Source organism: Pseudomonas sp. SR18, assembly GCF_023701505.1.
Taxonomy (GTDB): Bacteria; Pseudomonadota; Gammaproteobacteria; order Pseudomonadales; family Pseudomonadaceae; genus Aquipseudomonas; species Aquipseudomonas cyclaminis.
Map to the genome: position 1 here is coordinate 246,009 of NZ_JAMQAU010000004.1, position 18,205 is coordinate 264,213.

Sequence of the window (18,205 nt, forward strand, 5' to 3'; positions counted from 1 at the left end):
TCCTTAAACCTGGTTTAAACAATCACTGACACAGCCAACGGCAGGAACACCGCCGTGGCCACGCCCATCAGACTCATGGCCAGCGCCGCAAAGGCGCCGCACTCTTCGCTTTCCTGCAGGGCCACCGAGGTGCCAACGGCGTGGGCGGTCATGCCCAACGCCATGCCGCGCGCCTCGGGGCTGTGCACGCCCAGGCGCGACAGCAGCGCCGGCCCCACCATCGCCCCCACGACACCCGTGATCAGCACAAACACCGCCGCCAGCGCCGCCACGCCGCCAATCTGTTCGGCCACTAGCATGGCAATCGGCGAGGTTACCGACTTGGGCGCCATGGTCATCAGCATCATGTGTTCAGCGCCGAACCACCAACCGAGCAGCACACACAGGCCGGTAGCCAGAACGCCGCCTATTACCAGCGTAGTAAAAATCGGCCAGAACAATTGGCGAATGCGCCGCAGATTGAGATACAGCGGCACCGCCAGCGCCACCGTGGCAGGCCCCAGCAGAATACCCATGATTTCGGTGCTCTTGCGGTACTCGGCGTAGCTCAGGCCGCAGGTCAGCAACACGCCGATCACCAGCAGCATTGAGACCAGCACCGGTTGCAGGAAGATCCAGCGGGTTTTCTCGAACCCCGCGAGCACCAGTTGATAGGCGCCCAGGGTAATACCGATACCAAACAGCGGATGATGAATGACGGCCGTCCACGCGCCATGCCAGTCGAAGATCATTGATCCTTCTCCTTGCGCTTGACCATCTGTTGCATCAGCACGCCCACAAAAGCCATGGCGATCACCAGTGACAGCACCAGCGCGCCGACAATGGCCCAGAAATCAGCCGCGATGTCCTTGGCGTAGACCATCACCCCGACTGCCGGCGGCACCAGCAGCAATGGCAAATAGCGCAACAGGCTGCCAGCCGCGAGGCTCAGCGGCTCGCCCACCTCGCCACGCCAGATCAGGAAACCCAGCATCAGCAACAGGCCAATGATCGGCCCCGGCAGTACCGGCAGCAGCAAATGATTGATCGCCGTGCCAACCAACTGAAACAGCACCAGCCATGTCAGACCACGTAACAGCATCTGTCCTCTCCCCCTCTGAACCCGCCCGCATTATAAGCATGCCGGCCCTATGCATCGGCATTCGCCAAAAGCATGGTGGGTTGACCGGGCTGGTTGCCCGTGATGATCTACATTGGTTCTCTGTAATCCATAAAAACTGCATCGATGAACCAAGGAGAGACGCAATGCCCTATGTACCTGTAGCGCAGCTCAAAGATTATGTCGGCAAGGAACTGGGACGTTCCGAATGGCTCACCATCGACCAGGCACGTATCAACCTGTTCGCAGAGGCCACTGGCGATCATCAGTTCATCCACGTCGACCCGGTCAAGGCGGCGCAAACGCCGTTCGGCAGCACCATTGCCCACGGTTTCCTGTCTCTGTCGCTGATGCCCAAGTTGATGGAAGACATCCTGATCATGCCCGAAGGCCTGAAAATGGCGGTCAACTATGGCCTGGACAGCGTGCGTTTTATCCAGCCGGTGAAGGTCAATTCCAAGGTGCGCCTGAACGTCACCCTCACTGACGTCACCGAAAAAAAACCCGGCCAGTGGCTGTTCAAGGCCACCGCCACGCTGGAAATCGAAGGTCAGGAAAAACCGGCGTACATCGCTGAGTCGCTGTCACTCTGCTTCGTGTAAGCGCTTCCCTGTGGTGAGGGACTGAAACTCACCACAGGGCATGTAAATTTATGTATGAACCTCGCAGCTGCGGCATACTCGGCGCTCAATTATCCGGATCCCGCTATGCGCCCACTCGCCCCCCTTGCCCTTGCCCTGTTGCTCACCGCTTGCGGAGACGGCGAATCGCTGTTGCCGCCCGATGCGCGCCTGCCCGACGGCGGCCGCTACCGGGGCGATGTGGTCAACGGTTTGCTGCAAGGCCAGGGCCGTGTGGACTACCCCAACGGCAGCTGGTACGCCGGCGCATTCGACAAGGGCCAGTGGCACGGCCAGGGCGAATGGCACGGCAGCAACGGCGAAGTCTATAAGGGCCAGTTCCAGCAAGGCCTGTTCGACGGCCAGGGCAGCCTGACCACCGCAGCCAGCCAGTATGTCGGCGGTTTCCGCGCCGGCCGGCGCAACGGCGAAGGCACCCTCAAAGAGGGGCAGATGACCTACCGTGGCGAATTCAAAGACGATCAATATTCCGGCCTCGGCCGCCTGGAGCTGGCCGACGGCAGCCAGTACCAGGGCCAGTTCGCACACGGCAAGCCTAACGGCGAAGGCCAGCGCAACGACGACAGCGGCAACCAGTTCAGCGGGCACTTCGTCGATGGCCAGTTGGAGGGCAACGGCACCTTCAACAGCGCCGACGGCGACATCTATGTCGGCCAATTCAAGCAGAACCAGCTCAACGGCAAGGGCCGCTATGAAAACGCCGACGGCGACGTGTGGATCGGCCAGTTCAAGGAAGGCGCGCTCAGCGGCAAGGGCGAGCTGATCGGCGTAGACGGCAGCCATTACGTCGGCCAGTTCAGCGATTGGCGCTTTACCGGCGAAGGCCGCCTGAACCTCACCGACGGCAGCTTCTATATCGGCGGCTTCGACAGCGACAACTATCAAGGTCGCGGCACCCTGGTACTCTCCGACGGCACCGTGCAGGCCGGGACCTGGGTCAACGGCATGCGCGTGCGTGACGCCGACGGCACGTTGCTGCCCGACCCGCTGGAAATCGGCGTGTTGGTCCAAGGCCGCTTGCTCGATGCTGCGCTCGCCGCCGTGCCCGCCTCAACACCTGCCGTGGAGCTGTATACCCTGGCCGTGGCCGGCGACGGCAAACAAAGCGTGTTCCTGCGCGAAGCCGATTACGTCAGCAACATGCTCGCCACGCGCTTCGGCGCACGCGGGCAGATCCGCCTGGTCAACCACCGCGACCATATCGCCGACCGCCCCCTGGCCACCCGCGAAAGCCTGCGCCGCGCCGTGCAAACCCTGGCCGAGCGCACCGGCCCGGAAGACCTGGTGTTTATCTACATGACCAGCCACGGCACCCACGAACATGAACTGGTGCTGGACCAGCCACGCATGGAGCTGGCCGACTTGCCGGCCGATGAGCTGGCCGCCGTGCTTGCACCGCTGAAAAACCGCGACAAGATCGTCGTGATTTCCGCCTGCTATTCCGGCGGCTTTATCCCCGCGCTCAAAGATGATCGCACCCTGATCATGACGGCTTCCCGCGCCGACCGCGTGTCCTTCGGCTGCTCCGAAGAGGCCGACTTCACCTACTTTGGCGACGCCCTCTTCGCCCAAGCCTTCAACCAGACCGACGACTTGCAGCAAGCCTTCAAACTGGCGCAGCTGCATGTGAGCGAACGCGAACAGGCCGACAATTTCGAAGCGTCCGAACCGCAGATCTGGGCCCCCAAAGGCGTGATCGCCCATTGGCAACTTTTACGCAAACAGCAGGCACGAAAGGCGCTCGAAAGCGTCTCAATGAATAGCAAGGAAGCCAAAGGCAACTAAGCTGTAACGTGTAACAAGGGGGAAACACTATGTACCTGACACCTCAGCATATCTTGCTCGCGGGGGCCTCCGGCCTCACTGGCGAACACCTGCTCGACCGCCTGCTCAACGAACCCACCGTAACCCGCGTGCTCGCGCCGAGCCGCAAGCCGCTGGCCGAACATCCGCACCTGGAAAACCCAGTGGGCGACCCGGCGGTGTTCCTGCCGCAACTGAGCGGCCGGGTGGATATCGCCTTCTGCTGCCTGGGCACCACGATCAAAAAAGCCGGCTCGGAAGAGGCCTTCCGTGCGGTTGACCTGGATCTGGTCGTCGCCTTCGCCAAGCGCGCGCGGGAACTGGGCGCACGGCACCTGATCGTGATCAGCGCGATTGGCGCCGACCCCAAATCCTCGATTTTCTACAACCGTGTCAAAGGGGAAATGGAACAGGCGCTCAAGGCCCAAGACTGGCCGCAACTGACCATCGTGAGGCCTTCGCTGTTATTGGGAGAACGGCTGGAACCGCGTTTGGCCGAGCAACTGGCCGGGCCGTTGTCACGGTTGATTCCAGGCAAGTACAGAGGGATCGAAGTGTGCGAGCTGGCCCGAGCCATGTGGCGCCTGGCGCTGGAAGAGCAGGATGGGGTGCGGGTGGTGGAGTCGGACGATCTGCGCAAACTGGGTAAGTAAGAGCTCCCACATTGGCCTGTGGTGTTTTTAAGATCCAGGCTACAGCCCGCCCGTGGCATTAAACCCCACGCCCAGCACTGTCAACACCGACAACGGCAGCAACAAGGTGTCGAGCAACGCACTCGCCGGCAGGTCGACGCCGGGATAGCTCGGCGCCTCGGCACCAAACCGGTCCTTGGCGCAGCAGCCGCCATTCATCGCATACAGGTCCAACCGCGTGCCGGCATACACCACCGGCGCGCCCGGTTGCGCGGCGTCCAGGGTGCGGGCCGTGGCGCAGCCGGTCAGGTGCAACGCCAACACCAGCAGCAGCGCCTTATTCATCACTGCTCAAATGGTGCTCGCCCCAACGCGGCAGCATGTCCTGGGGGATGTTGAGCAGGTTGAGAATCCGCGCGACCACAAAGTCCACCAGATCATCAATGGTTTGCGGCTGGTGATAAAAGCCTGGCGACGCGGGCAAGATGGTCACGCCCATGTTAGACAGCTTGAGCATGTGCTCCAGATGAATGCTCGAATACGGCGCCTCGCGTGGCACCAGGATCAACTGGCGACGCTCTTTCAAGGTCACGTCTGCCGCGCGCTCGATCAGGTTATTGCAGGCCCCGGTGGCAATCGCCGACAAGGTGCCAGTGGAGCACGGCACCACCACCATCGCCGCCGGCGCGCCGGAGCCCGAGGCCACCGGCGACATCCAGTCTTCTTTGCCGTAGACCTTGATCTGCCCCGCCGCCGCACCGGTGTACTCGGTGAGGAAGGCCTGCATCATCTGCACCTTGGCCGGCAGTGCCACGTCGGTCTCGGTGGCCATCACCAGTTGTGCGGCCTTGGAGATCAGAAAGTGCACCTCGCGGTCCTCGCGCACCAGGCAATCGAGCAGGCGCAGACCATAGGGCGCACCCGAGGCGCCGGTCATCGCCAGGGTAATGCGTTCCGGGCCGCTCATTTGAGCGCCTCGGCCAGCTTGCCATGCAGGCCGCCAAAGCCGCCGTTGCTCATGACCACCACGTGGGTGCCCGGTTTGGCCTGCTGTTTGACGTACTCGATAATGCCTTCAATGCTGTCGCAAACCGTCGACGGCACGGTGCATAACGCTGCAATGCCCGGCAGGTCCCAGCCGAGGTTGGGCGGCGCATACCACACAGCCTGATCGGCGTCGTTGACGCTTTCGGGCAAGCCATCGCGGTGCGCGCCGAGCTTCATGGAGTTGGAGCGCGGTTCGATGATCGCAATGATCGGAGCATCTCCCACACGCTTGCGCAGGCCATCCAGCGTAGTGGCGATCGCCGTAGGGTGGTGGGCAAAGTCATCGTAGATGGTAATCCCGTTCACATCGGCGACTTTTTCCATGCGCCGCTTCACGCTCTTGAACGCGCTCAACGCAGCAATGCCCATGGACGGCACCACGCCCACATGCCGCGCCGCCGCCAACGTCACCAAGGCGTTAGCGACGTTGTGCTGGCCGGTCATATCCCATTCGACGATGCCCTGGGCTTCGCCTTCGAACAGCACTTCAAACCTGGAACCGTCTTCGCTGAGCAACTTGACCTGCCACTGCCCGCCGGCGCCGGTGGTTTGCACCGGCGTCCAGCAGCCCATCTCGATCACGCGCTGCAAGGCTGGCTCGGTGGTGGGGTGAATCACCAGGCCTTCGCTCGGAATGGTGCGCACCAGGTGATGAAATTGACGCTCAATCGCCGGTAGATCGGGGAAAATATCCGCGTGATCGAACTCAAGATTGTTCAGGATCGCCGTACGCGGACGGTAGTGGACAAACTTGGAGCGCTTGTCGAAAAACGCGCTGTCGTATTCGTCCGCTTCAATCACAAAGAACGGCGTATCGCCCAAGCGCGCCGACACCGAGAAGTTCTGTGGCACACCGCCGATCAGGAAGCCGGGGCTCATGCCCGCGTGCTCCAGCACCCAGGCCAGCATGCTGCTGGTGGTGGTCTTGCCGTGAGTGCCGGCCACGGCCAGTACCCAGCGGCCTTGCAGGACGTGGTCGGCCAGCCATTGCGGGCCGGACACGTAAGGCAAGCCTTTATTGAGTACGTATTCGACCGCGGGGTTGCCACGGGACATGGCATTGCCGATCACCACCAGGTCAGGCACCGGGTCAAATTGCGCGGGGTCGTAACCTTGGGTCAGCTCAATGCCCTGGGCTTCGAGTTGCGTACTCATGGGCGGGTAAACGTTGGCATCGGAGCCTGTCACGTGATGACCCAATTCTTTGGCCAAAACCGCCATCGAGCCCATGAAAGTGCCGCAGATACCAAGAATATGAATGTGCATAGTCGACCTCGTAAACATCGAGGCAGGTTAGCGCAGGGGGGCGAAAATCGCACTCTTTAGCTGTAGGACCTGACCACAGTCACCCGGATAGGGACACCCGTGCGATGCCGTGCCGGCGCAGCTTTCTATAGAGTGTGTTACGGCTGACACCCAATTGCTCCGCCGTGTGGCTCATGTGCCAGCGTTGTTGCTCCAGGGCGGTGAGCAAGGCGAGTCGCTCGGCGTCTTCCAGAGGTAACTCTGCGGGCTTGGCCCCCGTCACCGGTTGCGGCCGGGCCTGGCGGATCGACGCGGGCAAGTCTTCCAGCCCCACGCGCCCGTTGTCACACAGCGCCGCCAGCGTGCGCAGAACCGTGCGCAGTTGTCGCACATTACCGGGCCAGGCAAAGGTCAGCAGCGCCGAACGCGCTGCCGGATCGAGTTGTACGGTTTGCCCGTCCGCCTCTTCAGCCAGCAGGAAATCCAGCAACTGGGATTTATCGCTGCGCTCGCGCAACGCCGGCAAACCCACTTCCAGGCCGTTGAGCCGGTAATACAAGTCCTCACGGAAACTGCCGTCCTGCACTCGCGCCAGCAAATTGCGGTGCGTTGCGCTGACGATTCTGACGTTCACCGCCTCGGGCTCACCACCGATGGGTACCACCATGCGATCCTCCAGCACCCTTAATAGACGGGTTTGCAGCGCCAGAGGCATATCGCCGATTTCATCGAGGAACAGGGTGCCGCCATCCGCCTGCTGCAACTTGCCCTGCATCCCTTCTTTGCGTGCCCCGGTGAAACTGCCGCCGCGATATCCGAACAGCTCACTCTCGATCAGGCTTTCCGGGATGGCGGCGCAGTTGAGGGCGACGAAGGCTTTGTCGGCACGCTGGCTGGCGTGATGCACAGCTTTGGCAAAGGCTTCTTTGCCGCTGCCGGTTTCCCCGTTAATCAACAGCGGCACATCACGCTCGAATACCCGCAGGGCCTTGCGGAAATCGTTTTGCAACGCGGGGTCCCCCAGGCAGATGCCGGCCAGACGGGCAGGCTCCGGCTTGCTGATGGGTACCGACGCACTGCGCGGCAGCCCACGCAACGCGGCAAACAAGCGCCGCCCGTCACGGGTACGCAGCGGCCAACTGGCGGTCGCATTGGCGCTGGCGCGACCGAGCAACTGATCCAGGGAGCAGTCGAAAAACGCTTCCACAGGCTTCCCCAGCAAATCGCCACGCACCTGCCCCAACAGGTTCAGTGCGCTCTGGTTGAGCGCACAAATGCGCCCTTCGCCATCGAACGCCAACAACCCTTCGCTGAACAGGCCCACCGACTCGGCCTGCAAATGAAAGCGCAGCAACCAGTGATGTTCAAAGTGACGCAGGAAGTAACAACTCTCGATCATCTTCGCCGACAGATTCACCAGCGCCATGGTGTGGAACTGACTCTGGCGCGACACCGCTTCCCGGGCCGACGACACGTCCAGCACTGCCAGCAGTTCGCCATGGGGGTCGAACACCGGGCTTGCCGAGCAGGTCAGCCCGGTATGACGGCCACGGAAGTGCTCGTCGCGATGAATGGTCAGGGACTGGCGCTCCACCAGGCAGGTGCCGATGCCATTGGTGCCTTCGCAGGCCTCGCTCCAATCAGCACCGAGCCACAACCCGGCACGCTCGAAAATCTTGCGCTCGGACGGCGCTGTGACACAGTTGAGGATCACCCCGCGCGCATCGGTGAGAAGCACCGCGTGGCCGGCGCCGGAGAGTTGCTGGTGCAGGCTGTTCATCTCCGTGCCGGCGATGTGCAGGACTTGTTGCAGGCGCTCGCGGCTTTCCAGCAAACGGCCGTGTTCGAGCACGGTGGGGGCGATGGTTTGCGCAGGGTCGAGGTGGTAATCCTCCAGGCACCGCAGCCAGGAACGGGCGATGGACGGATCGCTGGACGGGTCGCGGCCACGCGCCACGGTGATGACTTGCTGGGCATGGCGGCTGAAATGATCGTTGTGCATGTTCTTATTATTCTCCCTGCGTGAGAACGCCCAGCATCCCCCAGCCCTGCGACAGATGCAATCCCGTGCCGACCCACCGGTCACAGGCTGTACCGTTTATGGCACAAACTGTCACATGCGCTGTACCAGTCGTGTGACAGCAACGCCTTGCAACAAACCCCAACCCCTTGATTTACCTGGCCCTCAAAGCAGTGGCCCAACCTTTGCTCTACGCTTTATCAAGCGCTTGAGCGCTGCACTCCAATAAACATAAAAGCCAGGAGATACCCACCATGCGTTACGCACACCCCGGTACTGAAGGCGCGATCGTTTCGTTCAAGGCCAAGTACGGCAACTACATTGGTGGCGAATTCGTTGCGCCGGTCGACGGCAACTATTTCACCAACACCTCGCCGGTCAACGGCAAGCCTATCGCCGAGTTCCCGCGCTCTACTGCCAAAGACATCGACAAGGCACTCGACGCCGCCCACGCCGCCGCTGACGCCTGGGGCAAGACCTCGGCTCAGGACCGCTCGCTGGTGCTGCTGAAAATCGCCGACCGCATCGAACAGAACCTCGAACTGCTGGCCATCACCGAAACCTGGGACAACGGCAAGGCCGTGCGTGAAACCCTCAACGCCGACATTCCACTGGCCGCCGACCACTTCCGCTACTTCGCCGGCTGTATTCGCGCCCAGGAAGGCACCAGCGCCGAGATCAACGAACACACCGCGTCCTACCACTTCCATGAGCCTCTGGGCGTAGTCGGCCAGATCATCCCGTGGAACTTCCCGATCCTGATGGCTGCGTGGAAACTCGCGCCGGCCCTGGCCGCCGGTAACTGCGTGGTGCTCAAGCCCGCCGAGCAAACGCCGCTGGGCATCACCGTACTGATGGAAGTAATCGGCGACCTGCTGCCGCCGGGCGTGCTTAACGTGGTGCAAGGCTTCGGCAAAGAAGCCGGCGAGGCCCTGGCCACCAGCAAGCGTATCGCCAAGATCGCCTTTACCGGCTCGACCCCGGTGGGTTCGCACATCATGCATGCGGCGGCCGAGAACATTATTCCGTCCACCGTCGAGTTGGGCGGCAAGTCGCCGAACATCTTCTTCGCCGACATCATGAAAGCCGAACCGTCGTTCATCGAGAAAGCCGCCGAAGGCTTGGTGCTGGCATTCTTCAACCAAGGCGAGGTATGCACCTGCCCATCCCGTGCGCTGGTGGAAGAGTCGATCTACGACGACTTCATGAAGGTGGTGATGAAGAAAATCGAGCAGATCAAACGCGGCGACCCGCTGGACACCGACACCATGGTCGGCGCCCAGGCGTCCGAACAGCAGTTCGACAAGATCCTGTCCTACCTGGAAATCGCCAAGGGTGAGGGCGCGCAACTGCTGACCGGCGGCAAGGTCGAGCAACTCACCGGCGACATGGCGGGCGGCTATTACATCCAGCCGACCCTGCTCAAGGGCACCAACGACATGCGCGTGTTCCAGGAGGAAATCTTCGGCCCAGTGGTGAGCATCACCACCTTCAAGGACGAAGCTGAAGCCCTGGCGATTGCCAACGACACCGAGTTCGGCCTCGGCGCCGGCGTGTGGACCCGCGACATCAACCGCGCCTATCGCATGGGCCGGGCGATCAAGGCGGGCCGCGTGTGGACCAACTGCTACCACCTGTACCCGGCGCATGCCGCGTTTGGCGGTTACAAGAAGTCCGGCGTGGGTCGCGAAACCCACAAGATGATGTTGGATCATTACCAGCAGACCAAAAACTTGCTGGTGAGCTACGACATTAATCCGTTGGGCTTCTTCTAACTACCGCCCCTCCCACCTTTGAAATGCGATCAACTGTGGGAGGGGACTTTACCCCCTCCCAGAGTTTTAGATCTTCATAAGTACTTGCGATGTGCATTCGGCATAAATAAGCCGAGTTAAAAACAATAACAATGAAAGGTACTTTCCCATGCCTAACGAACCCACTGGCTCTTCCGTCGACTTCGAAAAAGTCGGCACCGATTACTTCCAACAACGCGAACTGAAAAAAGGCGCCGCCGGCTGGGTGCTGTTAGTTGGCCTTGGCGTTGCCTACGTGATCTCCGGCGACTACGCCGGCTGGAACTTCGGCCTGGCCCAAGGGGGTTGGGGCGGGATGTTCCTCGCTACATTGCTGATGGCCACCATGTACCTGTGCATGTGTTTTTCCCTGGCCGAACTGTCTTCCATGATTCCTACCGCTGGCGGTGGCTACGGCTTCGCCCGCAGTGCATTTGGCCCCTGGGGCGGGTTCCTGACAGGCACCGCGATCCTGATCGAATACGCCATTGCTCCCGCCGCCATCGCCGTGTTTATCGGCGCCTATTGCGAGTCACTGTTCGGCATTGGCGGCTGGATGATCTACCTGGCGTTCTACATCATCTTTATCGGCATCCATATTTTCGGGGTTGGCGAGGCTTTAAAGCTGATGTTCGTGATCACCGCCGTCGCCGCGATTGCCCTGGGCGTGTTCCTGGTGGCCATGGTGCCGCACTTCAACGTCGCCAACCTGCTGGACATTCCCGTGACCGAGGCCAAGGGCGCCAGCACCTTCCTGCCCTTCGGCTACGTCGGTGTGTGGGCCGCGATCCCCTATGCGATCTGGTTTTTCCTGGCGGTTGAAGGTGTGCCACTGGCCGCCGAAGAAACCAAGAACCCCAAGCGCGACCTGCCTCGCGGCCTGATTGGCGCCATTGTGGTGCTGACCAGTTTTGCCCTGTTGATCCTGGTGATTGCCCCCGGTGGCGCCGGGACCTATGCGCTGATCAAATCCGGTAACCCGCTGGTTGAAGCGCTGGCGTTGTCCTACGGCGGTTCGACCTGGATGGGCAGCTTCGTCAACCTGGTGGGCCTGGCGGGCCTGATCGCGAGCTTTTTCTCGATTATCTATGCCTATTCACGGCAGATCTTCGCCTTGTCCCGCGCCGGTTACCTGCCGCGCAAACTGTCCCAGACCAACAAAAGCAAGGCGCCGGTACTGGCCTTGGTAATCCCCGGCATCATCGGCTTTGGCCTGTCGCTGACCGGCCAAGGTGATCTGCTGATCCTGGTGGCCGTGTTTGGCGCGACGATTTCCTACGTGCTGATGATGGCCGCGCACATCACCCTGCGCATTCGTCGCCCCAAAATGGAACGTCCTTACCGCACACCGGGAGGCATCTTTACCTCCGGTGTCGCGCTGGTATTGGCTTGCGTGGCCGTAGTGGCGGGCTTTTTGGTGGATCCGCGGGTGGTGATTGGCGCCGCGATCATCTATGGAGTATTAATTGCTTACTTTGCTTTCTACAGCCGGCATCACTTGGTAGCAGGCACGCCCGAAGAGGAATTCGCGGCGATCCAGGCCGCAGAGGCCGCCTTGCACTAACTGCCGTAAACCTCGACGCGGGCAACTGCTCGCGTCGTCAAGGAGACACTGTATGGCAAGCTTTTCCCACGCGGTCGGTGCACAGACCTACCGCTTCGACAGCCTCAAGGACGTGATGGCCAAGGCCAGCCCGGCACGCTCCGGGGACTTCCTCGCTGGCGTCGCCGCGCAGAACGACGGCGAGCGCGTCGCGGCGCAAATGGCGCTGGCGAACATCCCGCTCAAGCACTTCCTGGAAGAAGCGCTGATCCCCTATGAAAGCGATGAAGTCACCCGGCTGATCATCGACACCCACGATAAACCGGCGTTTGCGGCGGTCAGCCACCTGACCGTCGGCGGGCTGCGCGATTGGCTGCTCAGTGATGCGGCCGACGAACATTCCCTACGCGCATTGGCGCCGGGGCTGACACCGGAAATGGCCGCGGCCGTATCCAAGATCATGCGCGTGCAGGACTTGGTACTGGTGGCGCAAAAGATCCGCGTAGTCACCCAGTTTCGCGGCACCATGGGCCTGCGCGGGCGCCTGTCGACCCGCCTGCAACCCAACCACCCGACGGATGAACCGGCCGGCATCGCCGCCAGCATTCTCGACGGCCTGCTGTATGGCAACGGCGACGCCATGATCGGCATCAACCCGGCCACCGACAGCATCGCCTCGATCTGCGCCATGCTGGAGATGCTCGACGCGATCATCCAGCGCTACGAAATCCCCACCCAGGCCTGTGTGCTGACCCACGTCACCACCTCTATTGAAGCGATCAACCGGGGCGTGCCGTTGGATTTGGTATTTCAGTCCATTGCGGGGACAGAGGCGGCCAATGCCAGTTTCGGCATCAACCTGAACGTGCTGCAGGAAGGCTACGACGCGGGCTTGAGCCTGAACCGTGGCACCTTGGGCCAGAACCTGATGTATTTCGAAACCGGCCAGGGCAGCGCCTTGTCGGCCAACGCGCACTTTGGCGTCGACCAGCAAACCTGCGAAACCCGGGCCTATGCCGTGGCACGGCATTTCAAACCATTTCTGGTCAACACCGTGGTCGGGTTTATCGGCCCCGAGTACCTGTACAACGGCAAGCAGATCATCCGCGCCGGCCTCGAAGATCACTTCTGCGGCAAATTGCTGGGCGTGCCGATGGGTTGCGACATCTGCTACACCAACCACGCCGAAGCCGACCAGGACGACATGGACACCCTGCTGACCCTGCTCGGCGTGGCCGGGATCAACTTCATCATGGGCATCCCCGGCTCCGACGACATCATGCTCAACTACCAGACCACCTCGTTCCACGATGCGCTGTACGCCCGCCAGACACTGGGTTTAAAACCGGCGCCGGAGTTTGAACAATGGCTGGCGAAAATGGGCATCTTCACGCAGGCCGACGGCAAGGTACGCTTCGGCAACAGCCTGCCACCGGCGTTTCGCCAAGCCTTGGCGCAATTGGGATGAAGGAGCCGACCGTGCAACCAGAATTGCCTGACAACCCGTGGCTGGAACTGCGCCGCCTGACCCCGGCGCGCATCGCCCTCGGGCGTACTGGCACCAGCATTCCCACTAACGCCCAGCTCGATTTTCAGTTCGCCCACGCCCAGGCGCGGGACGCGGTGCACCTGCCCTTCGATCATGCAGGCATCAGCAGCCAACTGGCCGAACGCGGACGCGACAGCCTGTTACTGCACAGTGCCGCCAGTGACCGGCACAGCTACCTGCAACGCCCGGACCTGGGGCGACGTTTAAGCGATGAGTCAGCCCAGGCCCTGCGCGACCATGCGGCGGCCAACCCTGGCGGCGTGGACCTGGCGGTGGTGGTGGCGGATGGTCTTTCGGCGTTGGCGGTGCATAAACACACGCTGCCGTTTCTGACACGCATGGAGGAACAGACCCACGCCGAAGGGTGGTCCTTGTCGCCCGTCATTCTGGTGGAACAGGGCCGCGTTGCCGTGGCGGATGAGATTGGCCAATTGCTCGGCGCCAAAATGGTGGTGATCCTGATCGGCGAACGGCCAGGGCTCAGTTCGCCGGACAGTTTGGGGCTGTACTTCACTTACAACCCCAAGGTCGGCCTCACGGATGCGTATCGCAATTGCATCTCCAATGTGCGCTTGGAAGGCTTGAGTTATGGCATGGCGGCCCATCGCCTGCTGTACTTGATGCGAGAGGCCTGTCGCCGGCAGCTGTCGGGGGTCAACCTCAAGGATGAGGCGCAGGTGCAGACCATCGAATCCGACGACCCGGACCTGATGAAAGGCAATTTCCTGCTCAGCCCACCCGAGGACTGATCCCGGCACGATTGCGCTTTTTGGCGTCTTTAGGCAGCATCAAGTCACGGCCGCGCGTGTGGTCATACCCCATTTGGAAGTTGAGGCCTGGCATGCGGATTACTCAAGCGACCCTGGAACACCTGGACCTGTTGACCCCGCTGTTCGTCAAATACCGCGAGTTTTACGGGGCGCTGCCCTTTCCAGATTCGTCGCGGGCCTTCCTGGAAAAGCGCCTGCGCCGCAAGGAATCGGTGATCTACCTGGCGCTGGCCGATGATGATGACAAAAAATTGCTTGGGTTCTGCCAGTTGTATCCAAGCTTTTCGTCGCTGTCGCTCAAGCGGGTGTGGATACTCAACGACATCTATGTGGCCGAGGACGCACGCCGCCAACTGGTGGCGGACAACCTGATGCGCACGGCGAAGAAGATGGCCAAGGAGACGCATGCGGTGCGGCTGCGGGTGTCGACCAGCAGTGACAATGAAGTGGCACAGAAGACCTACGAGTCGATCGGGTTTCGCGAGGACACGGAGTTCAAGAACTACACCTTGCCGATCAGCGAAGACTGAGCCCCCAAACACTGCAAACCCATTGTGGGAGGGGGCTTGCCCCCGATAGCGGCGTACCAGTCAGACTATTTATAACTGACACGCCCTCATCGTGGGCAAGCCCCCTCCCACATTTGGCTTTGCGACATCCCCCGCTACAAAACCAACAGGCTTTTCACCTCTCAATCCGTATAATGCGGACCCTTCAGGGTTGTAAGAAATGCGGCATACACTTGTAGCCTTATTAACCCGAGCTTCCGCACAAGCCTGCTGAGCCGGGCTATTCACACAGGTGCCATCCATGGATTTCAACCCGCTCGACCTTATCCTGCATCTCGACGTCTACCTCGACCTGCTGGTAACCAATTACGGTCCGTGGATCTACGCCATTCTGTTTCTGGTGATTTTTTGCGAAACCGGCCTGGTGGTCATGCCGTTCCTGCCGGGTGATTCCCTGTTGTTTATCGCCGGCGCCATCGCTGCAGGTGGCGGCATGGACCCGGTCTTACTGGGCGGCCTGTTGATGCTGGCGGCGATCCTCGGCGACAGCACCAACTACGTGATCGGGCGAACTGCCGGAGAACGCTTGTTCAGCAACCCGAACTCGAAGATCTTCCGCCGCGATTACCTGCAAAAAACCCACGACTTCTACGACAGACACGGCGGCAAAACCGTAACCCTGGCGCGCTTCCTGCCGATCCTGCGCACCTTTGCGCCGTTCGTCGCCGGCATCGCGAGAATGCCCTACCCGCGCTTTTTCGGTTTCAGCGTACTGGGCACCATCCTCTGGGTCGGCGGCCTGGTGACCCTGGGCTACTTCTTCGGCAACGTACCATTTATCAAGAAAAACCTGTCGCTGCTGGTGGTGTTCATCATCCTGCTGTCCCTGGTGCCGATGATCATCGGGGTGTTCCGCAGCCGTTTTGGCCGCACCTCCTCCGAAGCCAAGCCGCACTGACCTGCGATGTGGTCCCTCAGCGCCTGGCGTCGCCGGCGCCTGCTGGCCAAGCACCCGATTGCCGATGACACCTGGCAGCGGGTGCGCCACCACCTGACCTTCCTCGACGGCATCAGCGCCAAGCAGGACCAGTGGCTGCGCGAAGCCTGCGTGGTGTTCCTCGCCGAAAAACACCTGACCGCCCTGCCCGGCGTCGAACTGCACCAGGAACAACGCCTGCTGCTGGCCGCCCAGGCGCAATTGCCGCTGATGAACCTCGGCGACCTCGACTGGTACCAGGGCTTCCACGAAATCGTGCTGTACCCCGACGATTTCCTCAGCCCCCAGCGCCATCGTGACAGCAGCGGCATCGAACACGAGTGGGACGGCGAACACAGCGGCGAAGCCTGGCAACAAGGCCCGGTGATCCTCGCCTGGCCCGGCGTGCTCGCCAGCGGCCAGTGGGAAGGCTACAACCTGGTAATCCACGAACTGGCGCACAAACTCGACATGCTCAACGGCGACGCCAATGGCCTGCCGCCCCTGCACAGCGACATGCGCGTGCAGGAGTGGGCCTGCGTGATGCAGGGCGCTTACGACGACCTGAATCGCCAACTGGACGCCAACCCGGATGCCGAGACCGAGATCGACCCCTACGCCGCGGAAAATCCGGCGGAATTCTTTGCCGTCACCAGTGAATATTTTTTCAGCGCCCCGGATTTACTGGTCAGCACCTATCCACAGGTATACGCCCAACTCAGCCGCTTTTACCGCCAGGATCCCTTGGCCCGCCTGACCCGGCTGCAAGCCCACGACCCGCGTTATCAGCCGCAAGACGAATGACCGTACGACGTCTGGCGCATGGCATCGCCGTCAGAATATGCCTATAATCGCCGCCACTTTTAGGCCAATCCGGCCATGTCATATGGCCAACTACGGGGGCAACGCCCAATGAGCTACAGCAAGATTCCGGCTGGCAAAGACCTGCCGAACGACATCTACGTCGCCATCGAAATTCCGGCCAACCACGCGCCGATCAAATACGAAATCGACAAAGACAGCGACTGCCTGTTCGTTGACCGTTTCATGGCCACCCCGATGTTCTACCCGGCCAACTACGGTTTTATCCCGAACACCCTGGCTGACGACGGTGACCCCCTCGACGTGCTGGTCGTAACCCCTTACCCGGTTACCCCAGGTTCGGTTATCCGCGCTCGCCCAGTCGGCATCCTGAACATGACCGACGACGGCGGCGGCGATGCCAAAGTTATCGCGGTACCCCACGACAAGCTGTCCCAGCTGTACGTGGACGTGAAGGAATACACTGACCTGCCGCCACTGCTGCTGGAACAGATCAAGCACTTCTTCGAGAACTACAAAGACCTCGAAAAAGGCAAATGGGTGAAGATCGACGGTTGGGGCAACGCAGACGCCGCCCGCGCCGAGATCATGAAGTCGGTCGCTGCCTACAAAGGCTGACACTGACTCATCATTGCCCCGGCAATCAAAAAAGCTCCGATCATTCGGGGCTTTTTTTGTGGGAAAAATTAAACAACAAGTTCAACAGTTAGTACGCAGCGTTCAACTAAGTGCTCCTACCGAAAGATCCGACTACAACTAAGTAAAAACCTACACGTGCAATTCAACGCATGGTTTATTTGATTAGTTTTTTCGGCCAGTAAACTCTGCGTTTATGAATACATCAGGTGATCGTTTAAAAGCGCTATTGCGGGAAGTTCATCTTTCCGCTTCAGACTTCGCCAAGAACCGCGGTGTCACGCCTCAACACGTGAACAACTGGTTCAAGCGCGGCGTACCCATGGGCCGACTCAACGAGATCGCAGAACTGCTCTGCGTCTCCAGCCGTTGGCTGCGCAACGGTGAAGGCCCCAAACACCCTCCGGCCAACTTCCTGCTCGAAGGCCCGGAAACACGCAAAGGACTGCCCACCACCCGCGAAGGAAGCGGCAAATACCTCACAGGCCCCGCCTGCCCACCGGAAAAAATCGACGTGGAGATTCCCCTCCACCCCACCTTCACCTCAACCCAACGCATCCGTGTCGCCCTGTACACCCTCGAAACCCTCAACGTAAACCCCGACCGCGCGGTAGGCGCCTACATGGTCGACAACAGCATGATCGACATCATCCAACAAGGCTCCACCCTCGCCATCGACAAAGGCCGCACCCAGATCATCGACGGCGAAATCTACGCCGTCGAACACGACGGCATGCTGCGCATCAAATACCTCTACAACCGCCCCGGCGGCGGCCTGCGCATGCGTAGCCACAACGCCGGCGAACACCCGGATGAATACCTGAACCATGAAGAACGGTTCGAGCAGAACTTCAAAATCGTCGGCTGGGTATTCTGGTGGTCCACCCTCAACAACCGCCGCCCGCCGGTGCCGCTGGATGAGCATCTTTTGGGCTGGGAAGGCTCTAAATCGGAACCGGAGGTGGGCAATTGACGTGAATGTGGGTATGATGCGCCGCACATTTGGCAGGGGGTGGCTTTACGGCTATTCACCTTGCTCGGCGAAGCGGAGGAGTTCCCGCGGATGCCCCTACTATTCAGCCCGACGCAATGTGGGCTGAGCGATTTGAAGGCTGCTGAG

At 61.0% G+C, this 18,205-nt stretch carries 18 protein-coding genes; 12 read left to right on the top strand and 6 right to left on the bottom strand.

Annotation, left to right across the window (positions count from 1 at the left end; all coding sequences use genetic code 11):
* Positions 1-14: 14 nt before the first annotated feature.
* Positions 15-731, bottom strand: coding sequence for an LrgB family protein (locus NDJ82_RS08720; RefSeq protein ID WP_017735619.1), 717 nt, complete (start codon positions 729-731; stop codon positions 15-17).
* The gene (locus NDJ82_RS08725) at positions 728-1,081 is read right to left on the bottom strand and encodes a CidA/LrgA family protein (protein ID WP_250925320.1); all 354 of its coding nucleotides are present in this window, start codon (positions 1,079-1,081) and stop codon (positions 728-730) included. Before NDJ82_RS08725 ends, NDJ82_RS08720 begins: the two co-directional genes overlap by 4 nt.
* A gap of 164 nt (positions 1,082-1,245) precedes the next feature.
* On the opposite strand from NDJ82_RS08725, the gene NDJ82_RS08730 reads away from it, so the two are divergent.
* The 3 genes from NDJ82_RS08730 to NDJ82_RS08740 all read left to right on the top strand — a co-directional run bounded on the left by NDJ82_RS08730 (position 1,246) and on the right by NDJ82_RS08740 (position 4,196).
* Entirely contained in the window at positions 1,246-1,701 is a 456-nt protein-coding gene (locus NDJ82_RS08730; protein WP_003194496.1) for a MaoC family dehydratase, read from the top strand.
* A 105-nt stretch (positions 1,702-1,806) separates the two neighbouring features.
* The gene (locus NDJ82_RS08735) at positions 1,807-3,525 is read left to right on the top strand and encodes a C13 family peptidase (protein WP_099584663.1); all 1,719 of its coding nucleotides are present in this window, start codon (positions 1,807-1,809) and stop codon (positions 3,523-3,525) included.
* A 29-nt stretch (positions 3,526-3,554) separates the two neighbouring features.
* The gene (locus tag NDJ82_RS08740) at positions 3,555-4,196 is read left to right on the top strand and encodes an oxidoreductase (protein ID WP_250925321.1); all 642 of its coding nucleotides are present in this window, start codon (positions 3,555-3,557) and stop codon (positions 4,194-4,196) included.
* A gap of 39 nt (positions 4,197-4,235) precedes the next feature.
* On the opposite strand, the gene NDJ82_RS08745 is transcribed toward NDJ82_RS08740, so the two are convergent.
* The 4 genes from NDJ82_RS08745 to NDJ82_RS08760 form a co-directional block, all read right to left on the bottom strand.
* Positions 4,236-4,520, bottom strand: a complete 285-nt coding sequence (locus NDJ82_RS08745; protein ID WP_099584661.1) for a YceK/YidQ family lipoprotein — start codon at positions 4,518-4,520, stop codon at positions 4,236-4,238.
* Entirely contained in the window at positions 4,513-5,142 is a 630-nt protein-coding gene (ubiX, locus tag NDJ82_RS08750; protein ID WP_099584660.1) for a flavin prenyltransferase UbiX, read from the bottom strand. The genes NDJ82_RS08745 and ubiX overlap by 8 nt, the downstream gene beginning before the upstream one ends.
* The gene (gene mpl / locus NDJ82_RS08755) at positions 5,139-6,488 is read right to left on the bottom strand and encodes a UDP-N-acetylmuramate:L-alanyl-gamma-D-glutamyl-meso-diaminopimelate ligase (protein WP_099584659.1); all 1,350 of its coding nucleotides are present in this window, start codon (positions 6,486-6,488) and stop codon (positions 5,139-5,141) included. The genes ubiX and mpl overlap by 4 nt, the downstream gene beginning before the upstream one ends.
* 79 nt (positions 6,489-6,567) lie before the next feature.
* The gene (locus tag NDJ82_RS08760) at positions 6,568-8,469 is read right to left on the bottom strand and encodes a sigma-54-dependent Fis family transcriptional regulator (protein WP_158879374.1); all 1,902 of its coding nucleotides are present in this window, start codon (positions 8,467-8,469) and stop codon (positions 6,568-6,570) included.
* 272 nt (positions 8,470-8,741) lie between these two features.
* Here NDJ82_RS08760 and exaC point away from each other — a divergent pair, with 272 nt between their 5' ends.
* The 9 genes from exaC to NDJ82_RS08805 all read left to right on the top strand — a co-directional run bounded on the left by exaC (position 8,742) and on the right by NDJ82_RS08805 (position 18,058).
* A complete protein-coding gene (exaC, locus tag NDJ82_RS08765) occupies positions 8,742-10,262 on the top strand; it encodes an acetaldehyde dehydrogenase ExaC (RefSeq protein ID WP_099584657.1) in 1,521 nt (506 codons plus the stop codon).
* A 148-nt stretch (positions 10,263-10,410) separates the two neighbouring features.
* On the top strand, positions 10,411-11,844 hold the full coding sequence (gene eat, locus NDJ82_RS08770) for an ethanolamine permease (RefSeq protein WP_112196852.1): 1,434 nt from the start codon (positions 10,411-10,413) through the stop codon (positions 11,842-11,844).
* A 52-nt stretch (positions 11,845-11,896) separates the two neighbouring features.
* The gene (locus NDJ82_RS08775) at positions 11,897-13,291 is read left to right on the top strand and encodes an ethanolamine ammonia-lyase subunit EutB (protein ID WP_099584655.1); all 1,395 of its coding nucleotides are present in this window, start codon (positions 11,897-11,899) and stop codon (positions 13,289-13,291) included.
* Positions 13,288-14,121, top strand: a complete 834-nt coding sequence (gene eutC, locus NDJ82_RS08780; RefSeq protein WP_158879373.1) for an ethanolamine ammonia-lyase subunit EutC — start codon at positions 13,288-13,290, stop codon at positions 14,119-14,121. The genes NDJ82_RS08775 and eutC overlap by 4 nt, the downstream gene beginning before the upstream one ends.
* Before the next feature lie 92 nt (positions 14,122-14,213).
* On the top strand, positions 14,214-14,672 hold the full coding sequence (locus NDJ82_RS08785) for a GNAT family N-acetyltransferase (RefSeq protein ID WP_017528964.1): 459 nt from the start codon (positions 14,214-14,216) through the stop codon (positions 14,670-14,672).
* A 280-nt stretch (positions 14,673-14,952) separates the two neighbouring features.
* A complete protein-coding gene (locus NDJ82_RS08790) occupies positions 14,953-15,609 on the top strand; it encodes a DedA family protein (protein WP_112196854.1) in 657 nt (218 codons plus the stop codon).
* 6 nt (positions 15,610-15,615) lie between these two features.
* Entirely contained in the window at positions 15,616-16,431 is an 816-nt protein-coding gene (locus NDJ82_RS08795) for a M90 family metallopeptidase (RefSeq protein WP_250925322.1), read from the top strand.
* Between the two features lie 108 nt (positions 16,432-16,539).
* Positions 16,540-17,067 (top strand): inorganic diphosphatase, encoded by a 528-nt coding sequence (ppa, locus tag NDJ82_RS08800; RefSeq protein ID WP_003176323.1) that lies wholly within the window; start codon positions 16,540-16,542, stop codon positions 17,065-17,067.
* Positions 17,068-17,281: 214 nt separating this feature from the next.
* On the top strand, positions 17,282-18,058 hold the full coding sequence (locus NDJ82_RS08805; RefSeq protein ID WP_158879371.1) for a LexA family transcriptional regulator: 777 nt from the start codon (positions 17,282-17,284) through the stop codon (positions 18,056-18,058).
* Positions 18,059-18,205 lie beyond the last annotated feature (147 nt).